Annotated in this window: 15 protein-coding genes; 9 read left to right on the forward strand and 6 right to left on the reverse strand. The window is 58.0% G+C overall.

All coding sequences use genetic code 11. From position 1 onward, the window contains the following. The first annotated feature begins 24 nt into the window (after window positions 1-24). The 3 genes from AVCG78_RS09700 to AVCG78_RS09710 all read left to right on the forward strand — a co-directional run bounded on the left by AVCG78_RS09700 (window position 25) and on the right by AVCG78_RS09710 (window position 3,474). Window positions 25-1,239 carry a pyrophosphate--fructose-6-phosphate 1-phosphotransferase gene (locus AVCG78_RS09700; RefSeq protein ID WP_015916519.1) on the forward strand — a complete coding sequence of 405 codons (1,215 nt, stop codon included), beginning with the start codon at window positions 25-27 and terminating at the stop codon, window positions 1,237-1,239. Between the two features lie 239 nt (window positions 1,240-1,478). Then, complete coding sequence (locus AVCG78_RS09705; RefSeq protein WP_015916520.1) at window positions 1,479-2,114, forward strand: LysE family translocator; 636 nt, start codon at window positions 1,479-1,481, stop codon at window positions 2,112-2,114. Window positions 2,115-2,367: 253 nt separating this feature from the next. Next, window positions 2,368-3,474 (forward strand): lytic transglycosylase domain-containing protein, encoded by a 1,107-nt coding sequence (locus AVCG78_RS09710; RefSeq protein ID WP_071206500.1) that lies wholly within the window; start codon window positions 2,368-2,370, stop codon window positions 3,472-3,474. A gap of 54 nt (window positions 3,475-3,528) precedes the next feature. Here AVCG78_RS09710 and AVCG78_RS09715 read toward each other — a convergent pair whose 3' ends face one another. Further along, complete coding sequence (locus tag AVCG78_RS09715; RefSeq protein ID WP_071206497.1) at window positions 3,529-4,908, reverse strand: serine hydrolase domain-containing protein; 1,380 nt, start codon at window positions 4,906-4,908, stop codon at window positions 3,529-3,531. 292 nt (window positions 4,909-5,200) lie between these two features. Between AVCG78_RS09715 and AVCG78_RS09720 the strand changes: the two genes are divergently transcribed. From AVCG78_RS09720 to AVCG78_RS09745, 6 genes are all read left to right on the forward strand, one after another. Continuing rightward, window positions 5,201-6,448, forward strand: coding sequence for a DUF3419 family protein (locus tag AVCG78_RS09720; protein WP_071584889.1), 1,248 nt, complete (start codon window positions 5,201-5,203; stop codon window positions 6,446-6,448). Further along, entirely contained in the window at window positions 6,445-7,131 is a 687-nt protein-coding gene (locus AVCG78_RS09725; RefSeq protein ID WP_071584890.1) for a class I SAM-dependent methyltransferase, read from the forward strand. The genes AVCG78_RS09720 and AVCG78_RS09725 overlap by 4 nt, the downstream gene beginning before the upstream one ends. A 217-nt stretch (window positions 7,132-7,348) precedes the next feature. Beyond that, complete coding sequence (locus tag AVCG78_RS09730; RefSeq protein ID WP_071206608.1) at window positions 7,349-8,152, forward strand: glycoside hydrolase family 25 protein; 804 nt, start codon at window positions 7,349-7,351, stop codon at window positions 8,150-8,152. A 116-nt stretch (window positions 8,153-8,268) separates the two neighbouring features. Beyond that, complete coding sequence (locus AVCG78_RS09735; RefSeq protein ID WP_071584891.1) at window positions 8,269-9,459, forward strand: lytic murein transglycosylase; 1,191 nt, start codon at window positions 8,269-8,271, stop codon at window positions 9,457-9,459. A 201-nt stretch (window positions 9,460-9,660) separates the two neighbouring features. Beyond that, the gene (locus AVCG78_RS09740; protein ID WP_071206606.1) at window positions 9,661-10,227 is read left to right on the forward strand and encodes an isochorismatase family protein; all 567 of its coding nucleotides are present in this window, start codon (window positions 9,661-9,663) and stop codon (window positions 10,225-10,227) included. Window positions 10,228-10,232: 5 nt separating this feature from the next. Next, complete coding sequence (locus AVCG78_RS09745) at window positions 10,233-11,234, forward strand: GlxA family transcriptional regulator (RefSeq protein WP_071584892.1); 1,002 nt, start codon at window positions 10,233-10,235, stop codon at window positions 11,232-11,234. A gap of 576 nt (window positions 11,235-11,810) precedes the next feature. Here AVCG78_RS09745 and metF read toward each other — a convergent pair. From metF to ettA, 5 genes are all read right to left on the reverse strand, one after another. Next, entirely contained in the window at window positions 11,811-12,728 is a 918-nt protein-coding gene (gene metF, locus AVCG78_RS09750; RefSeq protein ID WP_015916529.1) for a methylenetetrahydrofolate reductase [NAD(P)H], read from the reverse strand. Further along, window positions 12,728-13,729 (reverse strand): ArsR/SmtB family transcription factor, encoded by a 1,002-nt coding sequence (locus AVCG78_RS09755; protein ID WP_071206604.1) that lies wholly within the window; start codon window positions 13,727-13,729, stop codon window positions 12,728-12,730. Before AVCG78_RS09755 ends, metF begins: the two co-directional genes overlap by 1 nt. A gap of 234 nt (window positions 13,730-13,963) precedes the next feature. After that, complete coding sequence (locus AVCG78_RS09760) at window positions 13,964-16,156, reverse strand: methyl-accepting chemotaxis protein (RefSeq protein ID WP_071206488.1); 2,193 nt, start codon at window positions 16,154-16,156, stop codon at window positions 13,964-13,966. Window positions 16,157-16,461: 305 nt separating this feature from the next. After that, window positions 16,462-18,840, reverse strand: coding sequence for a methyl-accepting chemotaxis protein (locus tag AVCG78_RS09765; RefSeq protein WP_081355392.1), 2,379 nt, complete (start codon window positions 18,838-18,840; stop codon window positions 16,462-16,464). Window positions 18,841-18,969: 129 nt separating this feature from the next. Then, a complete protein-coding gene (ettA, locus tag AVCG78_RS09770; protein WP_071206486.1) occupies window positions 18,970-20,619 on the reverse strand; it encodes an energy-dependent translational throttle protein EttA in 1,650 nt (549 codons plus the stop codon). Between the last annotated feature and the right edge of the window lie 51 nt (window positions 20,620-20,670).

A 20,670-nucleotide genomic window follows, 5' to 3' on the forward strand; every position in this document is an offset into this window, starting at 1 on the left:
TTTGTCCGCAAGAAGGAGGGTTTGATGGCCAAGACCAAAGTCGCGTTGCTGACCGCCGGGGGCCTTGCGCCCTGCCTCTCATCGGCAGTGGGCGGGTTGATCGAGCGCTATAGCGACATCGCACCCGATGCCGAGATCGTCGCCTATAAATCCGGCTATCGCGGCCTGTTGATGGACTACAAGATCGAGATCAATCAGCATATGCGCGAACAGGCCCATGTCCTGCATCGCTATGGCGGCTCGCCGATCGGCAATAGCCGCGTCAAGCTCACCAATGTCGCCGATTGCGTCAAGCGCGGCTTGGTCAAGGAAGGCCAGAACCCGTTGCAGGTGGCCGCCGAGCGCCTGGCCGCCGATGGCATCACCATTCTGCACACAATCGGCGGTGACGATACCAATACGACGGCTGCCGATCTCGCCGCCTATCTCGGTGCCAACGGCTATGACCTGACCGTCGTCGGCCTGCCCAAAACGGTGGACAATGATGTCGTGCCGATCCGCCAATCGCTCGGTGCCTGGACCGCGGCGGAAGTCGGCGCCCGCTTCTTCGACCATGTTTCCAACGAGCAGAGTGCCGCCCCGCGCACGCTGGTCATCCACGAAGTCATGGGCCGCCATTGCGGCTGGCTGACAGCGGCGACCGCCCGCGCCTATATCCAGCGCATCCAGCATAATGAATATGTCGAGGGCTTCATGATGAATGAAGAACTGAAGACCATTGACGGTCTTTATCTGCCCGAGACCCATTTCGACATGGAAGCCGAGGCAGAGCGGCTGAAGGAGTTGATGGACCGCACCGGCTTCGTCACGCTGTTCGTCTCGGAAGGGGCCTGCATGGACGAAATCATCGCCGACCGGGAAAAGGCAGGCGAAGAGATCAAGCGCGACGCGTTCGGCCATGTGAAGCTCGATACGATCAATGTCGGCGGCTGGTTCCAGAAGCATTTCGCCAAATTGCTCGATGCCGAACGCTCGATGGTGCAGAAGTCAGGCTATTACGCCCGTTCGGCCCCGGCCAATTACGAGGACTTGCGGCTGATCCAGAGCATGGTGGATCTGGCCGTCGAAAGCGGGTTGAACGGCGTCTCCGGCGTCACCGGTCATGACGAGGACCAGGGCGGCAAATTGCGCGCCATCGAATTCCCCCGCATCAAGGGCGGCAAGGCTTTCGACCTCTCTACGCCATGGTTCAAAGATGTGATGGACCATCTGGGCCAGAAATTCCGTCCGGCACATTGACCTTGACGGCGAATGGTGGCTTCTGTTTGCAGGCGATGCTGACGGCGTAATTGCCCGAAGCATGCCTGCATGACTGTTCGGACCCGCCTGGGGTTTTGAAACGGAAATGACAGACTATTTATTGTGACAGCGCCGGTGCCAAGGGCATGCGGCGCTGCTATGTTTATATCGGGAGTGCCCGGGCCGGGATGAGGTTGATGATATCCCGCCACAGGCTGACCGAACACGGAGGCAGGCCCATGACATTTCAGGATTGGCTGTTGTTTTCAGCAGCAAGCGCTGCCTTCCTTGTTGTGCCTGGACGCAATACCAAGCGGATCATCGCCTGCCGGCAAGCGGGCGGCGGTCGGGCCGCCACACTCTGCGTGCTGGGCAGCATGACAGGCTATGGTATCGCCGCGTGCCTGGTATTCGGAATGGCCCAGGCGCTCAGCAATATCAACGCCACGGCACTCTCTGCCCTGCGCTGGCCGGGCATGGCCATATTGATGGTTCTGGCACTCAGGCTCTGGCGGGCGCCGCTGCATATTGGCCCGGTGGCCGATAACGACAATCTGGCCGACCGGCGCGCCATGGTCATTGTGTCGCAGGCAGTGATCGGTTCGGCTCTGGATGCGCGCACACTGGTCTTTCTGTTGGCGATCACCACTCAGATCACATCGGGCTTTTCGCCGTTCAGCGGCGATTTTCTGACCATGGAACTGGCTTTCATGGCTCTCGCGGCTTTTGCCTGTGGGCTTCAGGCAATTTATGCACACGCTTTCGACCGGATGATTCGCCGCCGTTCGGCACGCCGTATGGTGCAGCCGAAGGGCAAATCCATGCTGATTTCCGCCCGCTCCGTCAGCGCCGGTTATCGCCGGATTGCCGCCTGAAGAGGATTGTTTAACAGGTTATCCCCTTTTAGACCAAGGCATCGAAGATGCTCGCGCATCCTCGCCTTGAAGGTATTGCAAATATCTCAAATGCATCAGTGGCTTGAGATATTTGCAAAGGGAATACCAACGGTCATTTTCAGTGATCGTTAGCATTAGACTTCAAGGGGGCTGTCAAATTTGTGAATCCGATGTTAATAGTTCGTGCGTTGCCTGTGGGCAGCGCTCGTTTCAATAGCCGACGGACATCTGCATGACAGCGAAAACGGACCGCACGATTGCCATCAGCATCACTGCTGTCATCGTCGCAGCCCTTTCCAGTTGCACCAATGTCAATGACAATTCCAAAGCCGATATAGCGCCCAAGCCTGCATCGGCTCATCAAGCCGTTGCGGCCGCAGCGCAGCCGGGCGTCACACAGCCGGGTGCCAGTACCGTAGCATCGGCAAATGGCAGCGTCGCAACAGGCGCCTCGACGACGGTAGCTGCCGCAAATGGCACGGTGACGCCGGCTGCTCCTGGCACGCAGGCCATGACACCACCGTCGCAATCGGCTGTTACTGCGCTTGCCAATACCGCGTCGGGAAACAATGCGCTGGCCGCCATAAATGGCGCCTCGGGCACAGGCCAGACGGTTAACCTGGCGACAGGCCAAGGCCCCTATCCGATCCAGAAGCCAGGCCTGACGCAGGTCGCCTCGCTTGGACCAACGGTCAGCACAGTGCCCTCTTCCGCCAATGCACCAGCCCGTATTTCGGACAACGAGCCGATCGGCCTTGAGAACGAAGCGTTGCAGCCGGATGTGATGGCCATGCATTCTGCCGTTCCCACGCCGCGCCCGGGCTCTGCGGCCTCATCGTCCGTCGCCTATGCCTCACCGGCCAAGCCGGTCGTCAAATCCTTCGCGCTGCTTGATGCACAATTCGACACCAGCGCCCCCGGCCCCGTGCCAAGTGCCACGCCGGAAGCCTCCAAAAGCACCGCGTCTGGCACAAGCGAAACGGCAAGCCGCGGCCCGACGGTCATCAATGGGCTCGTCAACAAATATGCCGCCCTATACGGAATGCCATCCGCGCTGATCCATCGGGTCATTCACCGCGAAAGCCGTTATAATCCGTCGGCCTATAGCCGCGGCAATTACGGGCTGATGCAGATCCGCTATAATACGGCCCGTTCGCTTGGCTATGAAGGTCCGGCAGAGGGTCTGTTCGACCCGGAAACCAACCTGAAATACGCGATCAAATATCTGCGCGGTGCGTGGATGGTGGCCGAAAACAACAATGATAACGCCGTTCGCCTCTATGCCCGTGGCTATTATTTCGATGCCAAGCGCAAGGGCCTGCTGGACGAAGTGCAGTAAACCACTTCGTCCATTCCGACACGGACCATTGTACCCTGCGGTCGCTTTTCTTTTTTAAGGCATTGCGTCCAGAACCGCCTTCAACAATTTCTGTGGCCTGTAATTATTCCAGGCAGGCGTCAGCCCCATCCGCAACACAATCAGCTTGCGTGACGGGACAATCGCAATTGTTTGTCCGTCATGGCCCTGAAACCAGAGGGTTTCTTCGTTAATGCCGAAGGTGGAATCCGGTTCCCGGCCCGGCCCGCTCCGCCAGATCTGCCCCTGCCCGTAGGTGCCGCCTGATGACTTTGTCGGGGTCCCCATGGTCTTTACATAGCCTTCCGGCAACAGCCGCCGTCCCTGCCAGACGCCGTCCTGCAACAGGCATTGGGCAAGCTTGGCCCAATCACGCGCATTGGCATAGAGATAGGACCCACCTGCCAAAGTGCCTGTTTCGTCGGCTTCCAGTACTGCACTGGTCATGCCGAGCGGCTTGAACAAGGATGTTTGGGGATAAGACAGCGCCTGTTCCGGTGGCAAGCTGTCCATCAGCAGGCGGGCCAGCAGCACGCTGGTGCCGGTCGAATAGTGAAAAAGCGTCCCGGGTGTCGCGTCCAGCGGCTGAGAGGCGACGAATGCCGCCTGATCCGGCTCCAGAAACAGCATGCGCGTTGCATCGCTGACATCGCCATAATCCTCATTGAACCGCAGGCCGCTTTCCATGCCCATCAATTGGCGCAGGGTGATTGCCGCGCGCCCGTCGGTCCATTGCGGCAACAGATGGTCCTTGTCGAGATCAAGCCCGCCCTCCCCCATCCGCTGGCCGATCAGCATGGCCATGACCGTCTTGGTCATAGACCAGCCGATCAGCGGCGTATCGGGCCCAAATCCCGGACCATAGGCCTCACCAAGCAATTCTCCATCCCGAATCACCAATGTGGCCCGCATCGATGGCCCGGTCAGGGCCGGATCGGCAAGAATGCCCGCCAGCACCGGGTCGGTGTGCGGTGCACCCGTTCCATCCGGCCAGGGGGCTGGGTTCGGTGCTGGGTTCGGGGTTGCCGAAGCCGCAAGCGGTTGCGGCAGATGCACCTTGCGAGCCGCATCGATTTTTCCATCGGGAACGTTGGCGCAACCCAGACCCGGTCGGGCAATGGCTGTGCTGGGGGCAAAAGCCCCAAACATATAGGCCGTGACCATGCCTGCGTCCCTGTCGACATCCAGCCGCAGGAAACGCAGCAGCGGATGGCCCGGCGCCTGTACATCCTCTGACAAAACATCCATCGGATCACGCTTGGCGATAAACACGTTGGAGCAGACAATTTTGGCGGCGTAGCCTGTCCCGACTCGCAGTAATTCCGGCGGAGCCAGCCAAAGCCACGTGGCAGCCCCGACGATAACCACCAGGACAGCAAGCAGCAGTCCTTGGACAAACCTGATCAGCAAACGCATACGATTTCCTCCCGCGCCGGATGGTGTCGCGGATCGGGAACTGGGAACCGATGTCCGGAAAATCCGATGCTTAAACAATAACCTGGAGCGGAAAAGTGATTCTGTTTCACAACCCGCCACACGAGGTCTGCATGCAAGCATGATTACAGCGGGCATGAAAGGGTATGACGGTTGAAAAACCATGGGATTTTCCATGGGCGCACAGCCCAGCCACTGGTCAACAGCCCCCGTCATCAAACTGTAGTGGACAGCCACTATTCCGATAAAAACTTCAGAACGGGGCACCCTTCACATGACAGAACTTGTTCCAGATGCCGGATTCCGCAAAAACCAGAAGCTGAAATCGGCGCTGCTTCAACATAATGCACTGTCACGCAAGGGCCTGTCGGAACGGTTGTTCGGCCTGCTGTTTTCCGGCCTGGTCTATCCGCAGATCTGGGAAGACCCGGATGTCGACATGCAGGCCATGCAGCTTGCCGCTGGCCACCGCGTCGTCACCATCGGCTCTGGCGGCTGCAACATGCTGGCCTATCTGTCACGCGAACCTGATAGCATCGATGTCGTCGATCTCAATCCGCATCATATTGCCCTTAACAAGCTGAAGCTGGCCGCCTTCCGGCATCTGCCCGATCACACCGCCGTGGTGCGGCTGCTTGGCACCGACAATGCCCGCAGCAATGCCTCTATGGTCGAGCAATATGTGGCACCGCATCTGGACGCCACCACGCGGCGCTACTGGAGCCGCCGCACGCTGACCGGACGCCGCCGCATCCGGGTGTTCAACGGCAATTTCTACCGCACCGGCCTGCTGGGCCGCTTCATCACCGCCACGCATCTTCTGGCCCGCCTGCATGGCGTCAAGCTGGAAGAAATCACCCAATGCCGGACCCCGCGCGAACAGCGGCAGTTTTTCGAGACCCGCATCGCGCCGCTGTTTGAAAAGCCGGTTATCCGCTGGCTGACCAATCGCAAAAGCTCACTGTTCGGCCTCGGCATTCCGCCGCAGCAATATGACGAACTGGCCAGCGTTTCGGAAACCGGCACCATTGCCCCGGTGCTAAAGGGCCGACTTGAAAAGCTCGCCTGTCACTTCTCGCTGCGGGATAATTATTTTGCCTGGCAGGCCTTCGCACGCCGCTATCCGAAATCCCATGAGGGCGCATTGCCGGATTATCTGCGGGCCGATTATTACCGCACGATCCGCACCAGCGTTGACCGCGTCAATGTCCACCATGCCAGCTATACCGAATTGCTCTCCACCAAGCCCGCAGGCAGCGTAGACCGCTTCATTCTGCTCGATGCCCAGGACTGGATGACCGACGAGCAGTTGAACGATCTTTGGACCGAAATCACCCGCACCGCCTCCAAGGAGGCGCGGGTGATCTTCCGGACCGCTGCCGAAAAAAGCGTGATCGAAGGTCGGATTTCCCCGGCGCTCGCAGAGCAATGGTCCTATCTGAAAGACCTGTCCGTCCATTTCAACGCGCTCGACCGCTCGGCGATTTACGGTGGCTTCCATATCTATGAGAAGACGGCATGAGCGATGCCCGTATTGGTCAGGACCATTCCGGCTCGAACTTGGACCGGCACCATGCCAGCAAAATGGATCAGGTCTATCGCAGCCAGCGTCACATCTATGACCTGACCCGCAAATATTACCTGCTCGGGCGTGACACCGCCATTGTCAGCCTGGATCTGCCGAAGGATGGCAGCCTGCTGGAAGTGGCCTGCGGCACGGGTCGCAATCTGATCTGCACGGAGCGGCTCTATCCGATGTCGCATCTCTACGGCCTGGACATTTCCAGCGAAATGCTGGTGCAGGCAAGGCGTAATTTTCGCGGTCGCCCGCGCCAGCCGGATCTGCGCATCGCCGACGCTTCGGCATTCACCGCCGCCGATTTTGCCATGACCGGTTTCGACCGCGTGCTGATCTCCTATGCCCTGTCGATGATTCCCGACTGGCAAAAGGCAATTGCCTGTTCGCTTGCCGCCTTAAAGCCCGGCGGCTCGTTGCATATCGTCGATTTTGGCCAGCAGGAACATCTGCCAGGCTGGTTTCGAACAGGCCTGCATGCCTGGCTCGCCCGGTTTCACGTCACGCCACGCGCCAACCTGCGCGAAGAACTGGCCGCCCAGGCCGAGGCCACAGGCGCAACACTGAGCTTTTCACCGCTCTATCGTGGCTATGCGTGGCATGCCATTATCCGCCGCCCAGCGGCCTGACAGTTCGCCGCTCTTTCCGGCCCAATAGGCCGGTATTTTCGATCTATTGATATGAACGGTTGAAAATAACCACATTTTAACGATGATGAAGCAAAGTCAGGCTGGAGGTTTCCCAGTCTGGCTTCATCGGATCGGTGATCTCCTGATTTTCCGCGTCTTTTGATCTTGCCATGGGCATGCGCTGCCTTGGCATAACAGTTGAATGAATGGGTTTTCGATGCGGTCGCTGGTCCTGGCACTTATTCCGATTTGTTTGGCGATGGCGTCCTGCACTTCGACGAGCTACGATTTCATGGAAACCGGCTCGATCCAGCCGAAATTCCAGGACAAGGACCCGCAGGACTTCGGTATCAATTCTCCGCATCGCCATCAGGTGCACGGCATCGACGTGTCGAAATGGAACGGTAATATCAACTGGATGCAGGTCCGCCAGTCCGGCGTCTCCTTCGCCTTCATCAAGGCCACCGAAGGCAAGGATGTGATCGATCCGAAATTTGCGGATTACTGGCAGCAGGCCAATGCCGCTGGTCTGCCACATGCGCCCTATCATTTCTATTATTTCTGCTCCAGCGCCGACGAACAGGCCGACTGGTTCATCGCCAATGTGCCGAAGGCCTCGATGGACATGCCGCCTGTTCTCGATGTCGAGTGGAACCACACGTCCAAGACCTGTACCAAGCGGCCCCCGGCTGATGTGGTGCGCAGCGAAATGAAACGCTTCATGGACCGACTCGAAGCCTATTATGGCAAGCGCCCCATCATTTACACATCCGTCGATTTCCATAAGGACAATTTGCAAGGCGCGTTCCAGGATCATTATTTCTGGGTCCGCGCCGTCGCCAAGCACCCCTCAGAAATCTATCCAGACCGCCGCTGGGCCTTCTGGCAATATACCTCGACCGGCGTCATCCCCGGCATCAAGGGCGATACGGACATCAATGTCTTTGCTGGCACCCAGCAAAACTGGCGCAAATGGGTGCAGGCCGTGTCAATGCCCACCCAGCAGACCGCAGCAAACTGACAACTCCAGACCGGAGTTTTGCGTCATGCCGGGCAAAACCCGGCTCCTCTCCATGCTTCCGTCACAAAGCTTGGGCAGAGCGGAGCATGTTCTTTTCATATCCGGGGGCTTTATCCATGCATATCCTGTCTCGCTTCACGCTCGCAGCCATTTTGAGCGGCCTTATGGCCGGCACGGCCTTTGCCCAGGCACCGCAATGCGGCGGTGATCTCGGTGCGTTCCTGGCTGGCGTCAAGGCGGAAGCGGTTGCCAATGGCGCTTCGGCTGAGGCTGCCGACAAGGCGCTGGCCGGGGCGCAGATCGACCAGAAGGTACTGGGCCGCGACCGCGCCCAGGGCGTGTTCAAGCAGACCTTTACCGAATTTTCCACCCGCACCGTCTCGAAGGGCCGGTTGGACCAGGGAAAGCAGAAATTGCAGCAATATAGCGCGGTCTTCGACCGGGCCGAAAAGGAATACGGCGTTGCTCCTGGCGTGATCGCCGCCTTCTGGGCAATGGAAACCGATTTCGGCGCCGTGCAGGGCGATTTTAACACCCGCAACGCGCTGGTGACGCTGGCGCATGATTGCCGCCGCCCGGAACTGTTCCGCCCACAATTGCTGGCGCTGATCACCATGGTTCAGCACGGCGATCTCGACCCCGCCACCAATACCGGCGCCTGGGCCGGTGAAGTTGGCCAGGTACAGATGCTGCCCAAGGATATCGTTGCCTTCGGCGTCGATGGCGACGGTGATGGCCATGTGGCGCTGAAATCCAGCTCACCCGATGCGATCATGACGGCGGCGAAATTCATCCAGCACCTCGGCTTCAAGCGCGGCGAGCCGTGGATTCAGGAAGTCACCGTGCCGGACACCCTGCCCTGGGAAAAGAGCGGCTTCGACAGCGGCATGAAGGCAGGCGACTGGTTCAAGCTCGGCGTCAAGCCGCGTGATGGCAATACCAAATTTGCCGATCTGGAAGGCGAACTGGTGCTGCCGCAGGGCCGCAAGGGACCGGCCTTCATCACCTATCCCAATTTCGGCATTTATCTGGAATGGAACAAGTCGTTTATCTACACGACCTCTGCCGCCTATTTCGCCACCCGCCTGGAAGGTGCCGAGGCCTATCTGAAGGGCAACCCGGAACAGGGATTGACAGATGTGCAGATGAAGGAATTGCAGACCAAGCTGAAGGGCCTTGGCTATGACGTCGGCGAGATCGACGGCATTCTGGGCGGCGGCACCCGTGACGCCGTGCAGAAGGAACAGTTGAAGCGCAACATCCCCGCCGATGGCTGGCCAACGCCAGCGTTGTTGGCCGCACTTTAAGCCTCATCAAAAATTCCGGTTGTTTTAGCCGCGCATTCTCACGAGTGCGCGGCTTTTTCATGCTCGACAGTGCAGAGCGCATCGTCAATAAAGATTGGCGTGATTTGTCCCATCCTCGTCAGAAAGCGGTATTTCGCCGGGGAATTTCATCGTTAGACTGACATCATCTTCACGATAAAAGCTCCCTTGGAGGCAATGGCCATGACACATTCCGACACCGCCCTGCTGGTCATCGACGCACAGCAATCCTTCCGCCACAGTTCCTATTTCCGCGAGGACGAGTTGCCCGCCTATCTGGAGCGGCAGCAGGCGTTGATCGATGGCGCCCGCAAGGCGGGCATTGCAACCGTGCAGATTTTCCATTTGAACGACACTGGCCCTTTTAGCGAGGCCTCCGGATTCGTCTGCACACTGTCCCCTTTGACGATTGAACCGGATGCGGTTTTCCGCAAGCATCGGCATAGCGCGCTGGTCGGAACGGGGCTTGATGTCTGGCTGACCCGAAACAATATCCGCCATGTGATCGTATCAGGTATCCGTACGGAGCAATGTTGCGAAACCACGACACGCCATGCGTCTGACCTGGGTTATAGCGTGGATTTTGTTGGTGAAGCCACCCTCACCTTTCCAATGACCGACGATCAGGGCCGTGAATGGAGCGCGGCGGAGATCCGCGCCCGCACCGAACTGGTTTTGGCCGGTCGCTTCGCACGCATTGCCACGGTCGAGCAGGCATTGTCACTCCCACCCACAACACTCGCGGCATAGACTTGATGACAGGACTGATCCCGCCGCAGCGCCTTATCGAAATGATCGTCGTCGTGCCGCCACGCCTGCTGCTGCTGGATCTGGCAGGGCCGATGGAAGTCCTGCGCAAGGCCAATCTTGAGCAGGACAGTGTGCGGTTCACGGTTCGATATGTCGGTCCCTCCCCCCACGTCAACAGCTCGGTCGGCCTGGCGCTTGCCGGGATCGAACCGCTGCCGGATGCCGTAGCCGACGGCGCGATGATTATCGTCCTGGGCAATGCCGCACAGCCGCTCGGTGCAGTCGATGCGGAGCCGGAGCCGGACGATCTTCTCCATGAGGTCGCTATCGTCGCCTGGTTGCGGTCTGCTGTCCGACCAGGTGTAAAGCTCGTCACCATTTGCTCGGGCGCCTTGTTGGCGGCCCGCGCCGGACTATTGGAAGGTTATACCTGTACCGCGCACCACACCGAGATTGATGAGTTGCGGCAGTTGGCACCCACAGCAAAAGTGGCGGAAAATCGCCTCTATATCCAGGACCGGGACAGGTTGAGCACGGCAGGCATCACCGCCGGTATCGACATGATGCTGGCCTTGGTAGCAGAAGAGGCAGGACACACGATAGCACTCAACGTTGCCCGTTACCTGGTTGTTTATCTGCGCCGGGCGGGGAACGATCCGCAGCTCTCCCCATGGCTTGAGGGGCGTAACCATATCCATCCTGTCATTCACAAGGTGCAGGATGCGGTTTCGGCTGACCCTGCCGGCAACTGGACGGTTGCCAGCATGGCAGCCATTGCGGCCACCAGCGCCCGTAGCCTCTCGCGCCTGTTTAACGAGCAAACCGGCATGAGCGTAACCGATTATGTCAACCGCCTTCGGGTCGCGTTGGCCCATCAGTTGGTCACCGCATCGCGGTTGGATATGGAAACCGTTGCGCAACGCTCTGGTTTTGCATCCACCCGACACATGCGCCGCGCCTGGAAAAAGTTGCACGGCGGAACGCCAACAGCATTGCGCAGTCCCTGACCTCACCAAAACCGAGTCGTCCGTCCTGGAACGGTGCAGATTCAAGCCGATGACATTGCCGCCATTAACGATGAAATATTTCGTTATCACGCAATTTTAACAATATGTTTCCGTACGTTACCTTTTCTTCCAAGGGCTTATACAGACAGACTGCTGCATCGCAGCACAAATTTCGCTTTTCAAATGACACGAAACGGTCATATTCTTTAACTGTTAACGCAAGGGAGACCGAGATGGGACTGACACGTTCGTTCAACATCCTGGCAGTCGGAGTAGCGTTTCTTTTTGTCGCAGCGATGCTTTTCATCTGAGGACGACAACAACTCCAACACCGTATGCGGCGGCGGCATGGACCGCCATGACACTTTTCATCATCAACGATGCTAAAAACGCCGTGCGCCCTCGATGGCGCACGGCGGTTTTTATTGAGCGAGACAGTTGAGCAGTCGATCCGGCTCATGAGCGCATGACGTATGCGGACAGCCGCACTCGTCACCGTGCTTAAACATCGCGCTCGGGCGAACCTCTCACACTTGGCGTTTTTGCTTTATCGTTATCGCAAAATTGTTGCACGCTTTACGCCACAACCCCTGCCCGGTCGGCGGCTGCGGTATCAGAGCGCTGCAATCCCAGCCGTTCCAGCGTGGCATTGACCAGCGGGGCCCGGTTCATCGTATAGATATGGAATTCGTCGATACCGCGCGCCTGCAGGTCGGCGATCTGCTCGGCAGCCAGTGCCGCAGCGACACTGGCGCGCTCAGTGGGTTTGTCGTCCAGCCCTTCGAAACGCTGGTCCAGCATGGCGGGAACGGATGTGCCGCACATTCCAGCAAAGCGCTTCAACTGGGTGAGGTTGAGGATCGGCATGATGCCCGGCACGATAGGAATGCTGATCCCGGCGGCCCGTACCTTGTCGAGATAGCGTTCGAAAATATCGTTATCGAAGAAAAATTGGGTGAGCGCCCGGGTCGCACCATTGTCGACCTTGCGTTTCAACATGTCGAGATCCATGGCGAGATCGGCGCTTTCCGGATGCTTTTCCGGATAGGCGGAGACAGAGATCTCAAAATCTCCAAGCTCTTTCAGGCCCTTCACCAAGGCTGCCGCATTCTCAAAACCACCCGGATGGGGTTGATAGGCCGAACCGACACCGGTCGGTGGATCGCCACGCAGCGCCACGAAATGCTTGACGCCAACCGCACGAAAGTCTTCAACCACCTGGGCGATTTCCTCGCGTGTCGCACCGACGCATGTGAGATGCGATGCGGTGGCGAGTGGCGTTTCCGCCAGCAAGCGGCGCACAGCGGCCAGGGTCGGCGCCTTGGTGGTGCCACCAGCACCGTAGGTAACCGAGACGAATTCCGGCGCCCAGCCGGTCAGCTCATCGACCGTTGCCCAGAGCTGAGCTTCCATCTCCTCGGATTTCGGCGGAAAGAATTCAAAGGACAGCTTGAAGGGCCGTGCCTGATCTCTTTTGGACGATGTGTGTGCCATCAGTAAACTCCCGCCCGCGCGGCCTGTTGCGCCACGGATGCTGTGGCTTGACCATAGGTCGCCAGCCAGATTGTTGCTGTAAGCGCCTCCCCATCCCTATGGTTCGGCGCAATATCGATTGCGTTTGTGACGTCAAAACCGGTCTTGACGAGCCAGCCCGCCATCAACTGATGGGAAAAGCCCAGCCGCACATGCGCATGATCTTCGCGCAAATGCTCCAGCTTATGCGGTGCGAGATCGATGATCACCAGCCGACCGCCGGGCTTCAGCATACGCGCCGCCTCGTTCAGCGCCAGCTCCGGCTCCACCAGGAAATGCAGCACCTGATGAATGATCACCACATCGAACTCGCCACCATCAAGCGGCAGATTGAGAATATCCCCTTGGCGTACGGCAGCCTTGGCCACACCAGCCTTGTCGAGATTGACCCGGGCAACCGCCAGCATGTCGCGGCTGGCATCGATACCCACCGCCCGGTGATAGCGGCTTTCCAGCAATTGCAGGATACGCCCGGTCCCGGTGCCAAGATCCAGCAAAGCCTCGACTGTGTCTTCGCCGATCAGCTTCACCAGTGCATCTTCGACCTCGCGGTCATTGATATGCAGCCGGCGCAACTCGTCCCATTCAGCGGCATTGCGACTGAAATAGGCCTGTGCCTTTTCCGCCCGCGCCCGTTTGACCGCTCCAAGCCGCTCGCCGTCACGCGCCAAAACAGGATCGGACGTGGAAGCAACCGCCAGCAGATGACGCGCGAGATCGCCCGCCGCCCCCTCCTGCTTCAAACGAAAATAGGCCCAGGCACCTTCCTGGTAACGATCCACCAATTCCGCCTCAGCCAGAAGCTTGAGATGGCGCGAGATACGCGGCTGGGATTGACCGAGAATGTCGGTCAGGTCAGATACGGTCAGATCTCCCGCCGCCAGAAGCGCCAACAGACGCAGGCGGGTCGGTTCACCTGCCGCCTTGAGAAGATCGACCAGACCGTCCAATGTAAAAGACATGCTCATGCCGCTTCCGTCAATCAAGATATAAACATATCTTTATGTGATGCGTGGAGTTTTCGCAAGCCCCAAATTGCCGTTGCCCATCCTTGCGGCACAGTGAATCAACAAAAATCCGCCGGTGACGAGTGCCACCGGCGGTATTCAAAGCCCTGCGTGCTGAACCAAACAGGCTCGGTATCTCGGCATCGTTTGTCTTTTCGGAAAAATCGGTTGGATTTTCCCTGACGAACTCTAGGCGACCCGCTGGCGCGCGAAATCCGCCCGTCCGGAGGAGATCGTAGCACGACCGGAGTTCTGGTGGCCTGTCTTGAAATTCGCCAGCAGTTCCGAGAGCTTGGCTGCTTCATCGGCAAGCCCTGCACCGGCAGCATTCATCTCTTCGACCATTGCGGCATTCTGTTGCGTGGCCTGATCCATATGATTGACGGCGACATTGACTTCGCCAAGCCCCACCGATTGCTCCTGGGCGGCTGTCGCGATGGCATCCATATGTGCATTGATCTCCTCGACCACCTGCGCGATGGCACCCAGGCCCTCACCGGTATCGTGGACCAGCTTGACTCCCTCGGAAACCGCAACTTCAGAATTTCCGATCAGCTGTTTGATTTCCTTTGCCGCATTGGCGGAACGTTGGGCAAGCTCGCGTACTTCCTGAGCAACGACAGCAAAGCCCTTGCCCGCTTCTCCAGCGCGCGCTGCCTCAACACCGGCATTGAGCGCCAGGAGGTTGGTCTGGAACGCGATTTCATCGATCACGCCAATGATCTGGACAATCTGCCGAGACGCATTCTCGATCCGGCCCATCGCGGTCACCGCATTGCCGACCACGTTGCTGGACTTGTCGGCACGGCCGCGAGCATCCCGAACAAGATCACGGGCCTGGCCGGTTCGCAGCGAGGTCGCCTTCACATTGGCGGTGATTTCCTCCAGAGCCGCGGCTGTCTGCTCCAGTGAGGCCGCCTGGGTTTCGGTCCGCTTGGAAAGATCATTGGACGCATCGGAAATTTCACCGCTGCCGTTACGCACGCCAGTCGCGGATATGCCGACGGAAATCAGAACGGACCGCAGCTGGTTGACCGATGTATTGAAGTCATGCCTCAACGCCTCGAATTGCGGCGCAAATTGCTCCTGGATTTCGCAGAGCAAATCACCCGCCGCCAGCTGGCGGAGCCCAGCGGCCAAGGCCCCGGTGGCGCGGGCGAGACGTTCGTTTGCCTCCGCCTCGGCCTTGGCCTGCATTTCTTCGCGCTCGATCTCGGCAACACGGCGGTTTTCCTGAGCCGACCGTTCCAATTCATCGTTGCGAAGTGCTGCCTGGCGGAACACTTCGACGGAGTGGGCGATATCGCCAATCTCATCTTTGCGGTCGAGATAGGGAATAGCGCTAGCCTTGTCTCCCTCGGCCAGGCCGGTCATCCGGCCCGATATCCGGCGAATGGCATTCGAAAGAATCCGCAGGACCGAAATGCTGAACAGCGCGGTGACCAAAACCAGGATGCCGAGGGCCGTCACCATGAAATAGAGGGAGTTACGAGCGTCCGACAGCTGCGCATCGGCAAATTCGCCCAGATCTTGCGACGTGGATTTGATCAGGTTGGCAACGAAATCCCGTCGCTTGGCCATGATGGTGTTCCAGGTGTCGAGATCGCCTGTGGCGGGGGTATAGGTACGACCCACGGCCATCGCATCTACGGCGTTCTGGACAGGCGCGACATCGCTTCCCCGCCAGAACTGGTCGTACTGATCGTTCAACGGCTTGGGCAGGAATTGCTGCATCGGCTTCAAGTAGATCATGGCCTTATTGAAACCAGCATGGAAACGGGCCGACTCTTCTGGAGAAAGCGTGCCTTTTTGGGTATAAACCTGGCCGATCCGGTTGATGATCAGATAGGAATCGTTGACCTGCAACAAGGAATAATAGCCCTGGATGCCTTGCGACAGGAGGCGATCATCAACGAGATTGGCAGCACGGCCGGCCAATTCCATTCCCATGGCGGAAATAGGCTGGAGATATTTCAGCGGCATGATCGGGTCAACGCGATCGGCATCGACAGCGGACCGGAATTCGCCGATCTTGGCGAAAGAATCAACAAGCCGGTTCTTCAGGCCGTTCAGGATTGCATCATCATAGCCAGCGGAGATGGCGTCGTCATAGGCGCTCACCACCTTCGCATAGGCCGCATCCGATGTTGCCCGCGCCTCTGTCCTGGCTGCCGGCGGCGCCGCGCCCTCCAGGGGCATGACCAACAACAGATTGCCCCCGGCCCGTGCCAGTTGCTCCAGAGTCACGGCCTTGGACGTTTTCGTATAGTTTTCCCAGGCCTCCCAGCTCAGGATCGCACCCAGCACAATCGCTGCCAATAAAGGCACGATCCCAAGGCTCGTCAAAAGCACCTTAAACGGCAAAGCCGAAATAATTCGCATAAATACCCCCCAAAAATTACAGAATTTGCTGCACGGGGCAACAAACGCTCATATTGATTGTCAATTTGCGAGAAATTTGTTATTTTTCCGTAAGTAAATTACAACAAACGGAATCAACTTGGAGATGTTTTTTTCTTTATTAATCGCAAGGATAATAAGCTTTGCGTCATATAAATCGAAAAATGCCCTTGAAATTTTTCGAGCACAATTCTCTCAAGCGGCGGGCAAGGCATCGGGCCAGTCCTCACCTTGAACAAAAAAGCCCCCACCTGAGCGGTGCAGGCTTTTCTGTGTTGGAGAGGGGTTTAGAATTCTTCCCAGGCATCCTTTGAAACGGCAACGGCGGCGTTACCTCGGCTCTGAATTGCTACCGGTCGGCTGGCTCGCGTGAGGCTGGCTGGCTGCCGCTCCGTACGGGCCGGGGCTGCCGCAGCCGGTCGGGTGGAGCGCTGCACGCCACCTGTCGAGGCGAGAGACAAACCAGCCTTTTGCCCGCCCGTCTCGAAATTTGCCAACAGGTCGGCAAGCCTGGTTGCTTCACTGGCAAGGCCCGCCCCCGCCGCGCTCATTTCCTCTACCATGGCCGCGTTCTGTTGGGTGGCATGGTCCATGTGATTGACGGCGGTATTGACTTCGCTAAGACCGACCGACTGTTCCTGCGCCGCCGTCGCGATGGCATCCATATGCGCATTGATGGCCTGCACGAGTTCGGCGATTTCGCTCAGGCCCTTGCCGGTATCGTTCACAAGCCTAACGCCATCGCCGACTGCCACTTCCGAATTGGCAATCAGCGCCTTGATTTCCTTGGCCGCATTGGCGGAACGCTGCGCAAGCTCGCGTACTTCCTGGGCAACGACGGCAAAACCCTTACCGGCCTCCCCGGCGCGCGCTGCCTCGACGCCCGCGTTGAGCGCCAGGAGATTGGTCTGGAACGCGATCTCATCGATGACGCTGATGATCTGGGTAATCTTTGAGGAGGCCTCTTCGATACGCTCCATGGCAGTGACCGCATTGCCTACCACCGCCCCGGAGTGTTCGGCGCGCGTGCGCGTATTGCGCACCAGATCTCGCGCATCGCTCGTGCGTTGCGACGTTGCCCTGACATTAACGGTAATCTGCTCAAGTGCGGCGGCGGTTTGCTCAAGGGAGGCCGCCTGCTGTTCCGTCCGCTTTGACAGATTGTCGGACGCCTGGGAGATTTCCCCGCTGCCATTGCGCACCGCATGCGCTGCACTGCCGACGTCCAGCAAAGCAGTTCGCAATTGCTCGACAGAGCGGTTGAAATCATGGCGAAGCGCTTCAAACCGGGGAGCGAATTCCTCGCGGATTTCACAGAGCATATCCCCTGACGCCAAGCGCTTCAACCCGGCTGCAAGCGAACCCGTCGCGCGGTTCAGACGCTCCTCGGCCTCCGCTTCCGCAACGCGCTGAACTTCAATGCGTTCAAGCTCACCGCGGTGCCGCATCTCTTCGGTTTCAGATTCAAGCTGCTTGTTACGAATGGCGGCTTCCCGGAAAATCTCAACCGAGCGGGCCATGGCTCCCACTTCATCCTGACGGATGGTGAAGGGGATATTTTTCTGCGTATCGCCATCGGCAAGGGCTCGCATGGACTGTGTGAGAGTGCCAATGGGAGCAACAACGCGTCTTACGACAATCGCCATGCCTGCAATGGTCAGGAGGATTGAGCCAACCAGCAAGGCGCTATACAAAATAACCAAGGAGAATGCGGCGTTAGCCAACGAATTCGCTTTATCATTCACAACCTTCATGGCCGTAACCACGACATCGGCTATGCTGGCTTGCGCTTTGGAACTCGGAGACAACCATTGATCCAGCGTCAAATCAGTTGGTTCGCGAGCAACGACTTTTTTGTAGAGGGTATCGCGCATATCCGCGAATGAGCCACCAAAATAGACTGACTCAGCCTTGCTAAGCGCCTGTTTCAATTCTTCCGGCATCGTCGAATGATTGACGAGAGCGCGAACCTGAAGCCAGCCGGTGATGATTTTTGAATGTTGGTTCGCAACCTCAAGAACATCAGGCATAGCGAGAGGTGTCTGTAGAGCGATAGCCTTGTTGAGCAGGATGTTTTCCGCTCCAGCCGCTGAGCGGGTTACCCATGCATTGGTCCTGACCTGCAAAAGATCTGTCAGGCTGTTATCCAGCGTACGAATGGCGGATTCGGTGAAAACCGAGCTTTTTTCGAGATCATCAAGCACACTATCGCCATACGAAAGCTGCTTTGTATTCAACTCCTTATTGCGACTTTCCAGAGGAAGGGAAAACTGCGCGTCAAGCGGTTGGCGCATCGAGACAATCGTGTCGTAATGTCCTTTGATCTTGTTCAACATCGCCGCGAATTCTGGCGTACCGACAACGGTGACCGCTGCGGTAAAATCCTTCATAGCCGTGTCGACCTTCTGGCGATCGACAGGAACATCCTTCGCAGTCGTTCCAGCCTTTTCCGGGCTTGTCATAAAGACGGTGTTGGTATGGCCGCGTTCCAGGCGGTAATTCAACAGAAAATCAAACAGCGCCTTATTAACCGCCGTCAGTTTTGCAACATCGCGGAACACACCGAACTGGTTGTAAGCGACATAGAGCGATCGCGACACCATAGCGCCCAAGGCAATGCTAATAATAAGAAAAACTGAAACCAGAACGTTCCGTATAGAAAACATAATCCCCCCAAAGGCACTAAACCCCTGGATGAATTTCATCACGTAAACAACTAATATACTGTTAAAATTACGATATCCGATAAACAACCCTGAGATGAAAAAACACCTCAGGGTTGCCAATAATCACAATTACCGGGTCAGGCGCTTGTAGCTGACGCGCTTCGGGTTGACGCTTTCGGCACCCAACCGGCGGATCTTGTCCTTTTCGTAGTCCTCGAAATTGCCTTCGAACCATTCCACGTGGCTGTCGCCTTCGAAGGCGAGAATATGGGTGGCCAGACGGTCAAGGAACATGCGGTCATGCGAGATGATGATCGCGCAGCCGGCAAAGCTTTCCAGCGCATTTTCCAGCGCGCCGAGCGTTTCGGTATCGAGGTCGTTGGTCGGTTCGTCGAGCAGCAGAACATTGCCGCCAGCCTTCAGCATCTTGGCCAGATGCACGCGGTTGCGCTGACCGCCGGAGAGATTGCCGACCTTCTGTTGCTGGTCGCCGCCCTTGAAGTTGAAGGCGCCGCAATAGGCGCGGGAGTTCATGTCGAATTTGCCGAGCTTGATGATTTCGGCCCCACCGGAAATTTCCTCCCAGACCGTCTTGTCGGCAGCCAACGTATCGCGGCTCTGGTCGACATAACCAAGCTGCACGCTATCGCCGACTTTGACCGTGCCTGAATCTGGGGTTTCCTGGCCGGTGATCATCCGAAACAGCGTCGTCTTACCGGCACCGTTCGGGCCGATCACGCCAACGATACCGCCTGGTGGCAGTTTCAGGCTCAGATTGTCGATCAGCAGACGGTCGCCGTAGGATTTGGAAATCCCGTCCAGCTCGATAACCACCTGGCCGAGCCGTTCGCTGACCGGAATGATGATTTGCGCATCGCCGGGACGCTGCTTTTCAGCCGCTTCCACCAGTTGCTCATAGGACTTGATACGCGCCTTGGACTTGGCCTGACGGGCCTTGGGGCTGGAAGCGATCCATTCCTGCTCGCGCGACAGCGCCTTCTGGCGCGACGCATCTTCGCGGCTTTCCTGCATCAGGCGCTTGGCCTTGGCTTGCAGATAGGCCGAGTAATTGCCTTCGTAAGGGATGCCACGGCCACGGTCGAGTTCAAGAATCCAGCCCGTGACATTGTCGAGGAAGTAGCGATCGTGGGTAATCATCAGCACGGAGCCGGGATATTCCCGCAGATGGTTTTCCAGCCAGCCGATGGTTTCTGCGTCCAGATGGTTGGTTGGTTCGTCGAGCAGCAGCAGGTCGGGCTTTGACAGCAGCAGCTTGCAGAGTGCCACGCGGCGACGCTCACCACCGGAAAGGCTGGTCACATCGCTGTCGCCCGGAGGGCAACGCAGCGCATCCATGGCCATTTCGACCTGATTTTCCAGATCCCAAAGGTTCTGGCTATCGATGATATCCTGAAGCTTTGCGCCCTCGTCAGCCGTCTCATCCGAGTAATTCATCATCAACTCGTTGTAACGGTCGAGGACGGCGGTCTTGGAGGCAACGCCTTCCATGACGTTTTCGAACACGGTCTTATCAGGGTTCAGCTTCGGTTCCTGTTCCAGATAGCCCATGGTCGCGCCTTCGGCGAGCCAGGCTTCACCGGTATATTCCTTGTCGAGACCGGCGATAATGCGCAGAACCGTCGATTTACCGGCACCGTTCGGGCCGAGAATACCGATCTTGGCATCTGGATAGAAAGACAGGTTGACGTTCTCAAGGATCTTCTTGGCGCCATAGGCTTTGTTAAGCCCGGACATGTGGTAGATGAACTGACGTGCCATCGGTAAAATGCTCCGCACGGGTAAATGGAATTGCCCGCTATGTAGGCGAAA

This window comes from Gillisella vitis (assembly GCF_021559775.1).
Classification (GTDB): Bacteria; Pseudomonadota; Alphaproteobacteria; order Rhizobiales; family Rhizobiaceae; genus Allorhizobium; species Allorhizobium ampelinum.

What these genes read in the sequence shown, in the direction of transcription:
- AVCG78_RS09745 (WP_071584892.1), top strand. Translation starts at nt 10,233, where the DNA reads ATGACAGGACTGATCCCGCCGCAGCGCCTTATCGAAATGATCGTCGTC.
- AVCG78_RS09760 (WP_071206488.1), bottom strand. Translation starts at nt 16,156, where the DNA reads ATGCGAATTATTTCGGCTTTGCCGTTTAAGGTGCTTTTGACGAGCCTT.
- AVCG78_RS09735 (WP_071584891.1), top strand. Translation starts at nt 8,269, where the DNA reads ATGCATATCCTGTCTCGCTTCACGCTCGCAGCCATTTTGAGCGGCCTT.
- AVCG78_RS09710 (WP_071206500.1), top strand. Translation starts at nt 2,368, where the DNA reads ATGACAGCGAAAACGGACCGCACGATTGCCATCAGCATCACTGCTGTC.
- metF (WP_015916529.1), bottom strand. Translation starts at nt 12,728, where the DNA reads ATGGCACACACATCGTCCAAAAGAGATCAGGCACGGCCCTTCAAGCTG.
- AVCG78_RS09700 (WP_015916519.1), top strand. Translation starts at nt 25, where the DNA reads ATGGCCAAGACCAAAGTCGCGTTGCTGACCGCCGGGGGCCTTGCGCCC.
- AVCG78_RS09725 (WP_071584890.1), top strand. Translation starts at nt 6,445, where the DNA reads ATGAGCGATGCCCGTATTGGTCAGGACCATTCCGGCTCGAACTTGGAC.
- AVCG78_RS09765 (WP_081355392.1), bottom strand. Translation starts at nt 18,840, where the DNA reads ATGTTTTCTATACGGAACGTTCTGGTTTCAGTTTTTCTTATTATTAGC.
- AVCG78_RS09705 (WP_015916520.1), top strand. Translation starts at nt 1,479, where the DNA reads ATGACATTTCAGGATTGGCTGTTGTTTTCAGCAGCAAGCGCTGCCTTC.
- AVCG78_RS09755 (WP_071206604.1), bottom strand. Translation starts at nt 13,729, where the DNA reads ATGTCTTTTACATTGGACGGTCTGGTCGATCTTCTCAAGGCGGCAGGT.
- ettA (WP_071206486.1), bottom strand. Translation starts at nt 20,619, where the DNA reads ATGGCACGTCAGTTCATCTACCACATGTCCGGGCTTAACAAAGCCTAT.
- AVCG78_RS09730 (WP_071206608.1), top strand. Translation starts at nt 7,349, where the DNA reads ATGCGGTCGCTGGTCCTGGCACTTATTCCGATTTGTTTGGCGATGGCG.
- AVCG78_RS09740 (WP_071206606.1), top strand. Translation starts at nt 9,661, where the DNA reads ATGACACATTCCGACACCGCCCTGCTGGTCATCGACGCACAGCAATCC.
- AVCG78_RS09720 (WP_071584889.1), top strand. Translation starts at nt 5,201, where the DNA reads ATGACAGAACTTGTTCCAGATGCCGGATTCCGCAAAAACCAGAAGCTG.
- AVCG78_RS09715 (WP_071206497.1), bottom strand. Translation starts at nt 4,908, where the DNA reads ATGCGTTTGCTGATCAGGTTTGTCCAAGGACTGCTGCTTGCTGTCCTG.